This window comes from Achromobacter sp. 10T422 (genome assembly GCF_056394065.1).
Map to the genome: position 1 here is coordinate 1 of NZ_JBFTHD010000025.1, position 809 is coordinate 809.

At 59.5% G+C, this 809-nt stretch carries 2 protein-coding genes; both read right to left on the reverse strand.

The window, feature by feature from the left end; all coding sequences use genetic code 11:
• On the reverse strand, positions 1–210 hold a 210-nt coding region (locus tag AC1DB0_RS29800), incomplete at its 3' end, for a hypothetical protein (protein ID WP_476758823.1).
• A gap of 74 nt (positions 211–284) precedes the next feature.
• Positions 285–809: DUF6708 domain-containing protein (locus AC1DB0_RS29805; protein WP_476758824.1), on the reverse strand; the 525-nt coding region annotated here is incomplete at its 5' end.

Here is an 809-nt window from a genome sequence, read left to right on the forward strand (position 1 = left end):
GGCAGTAGAGGTGAACCCGGCAGTAGAGGTGAACCCTTCGTCGCCTCCTGCCAGCAGCCCGAAGACGATCTCGGGTGCTCCGAAAATTGCCGTGTAAGCCGTATACGGAATAGCAAAAATAAGAAGACCACGTATGCTCGAAGATCGTCGAGACAACTCCATGTATAGGTCATCGACATGATTGGCCGCATCCTCGCGCAGGCTCGGCATGACCTCTGGTGGGTCATCAGGCCCCGACAAATCGCGTCGCCACCCCGCACAGGGCGGATTGAGTTTTGATCTGGTCATTGCGATTCTTTCGTCATGTCGATGCGGGCGCAGCTGTTAACGCCGTCATCGGCAGGCGCAATAGTGGCTGCTCTCATCACCATCCTTGCCCCCCCGCCCTCCAACGCTCGTGAATCTCCGCTAGATCGCGACTCCAAATCCATCGCTTCAGGCCACTCCACCCGAGGCGCCCAGCGCAACGCCAGGTTGTACGCCGGCACGTCATTCGCGTCCCGCGGTTCGATTTCGCAAGGCGGCAAGGCTTGCGGGCCTTGCTGCATATAGGTGCAGACGTAGGCCCAGAGGTTGTCCAGATCGTGGTTGTAGGTGCTGAGGTGGAAGCGTTCGATGACGTCATTGGTGTTGGGTTTGACGATGGCGATGGATACGCCCCACTTGATCATCAAGCCGCCGCCAGAGGTCGCGCCCCATTGCTCCCAAACTTCGGCGCGGACATCGTCCCAGGGGTAGCTGGCGGTGGTGACGTACCAGCGGGTGAAGGGGTTCCACCAGACCATGTGGAAGCCGTAGACGTAGATGCG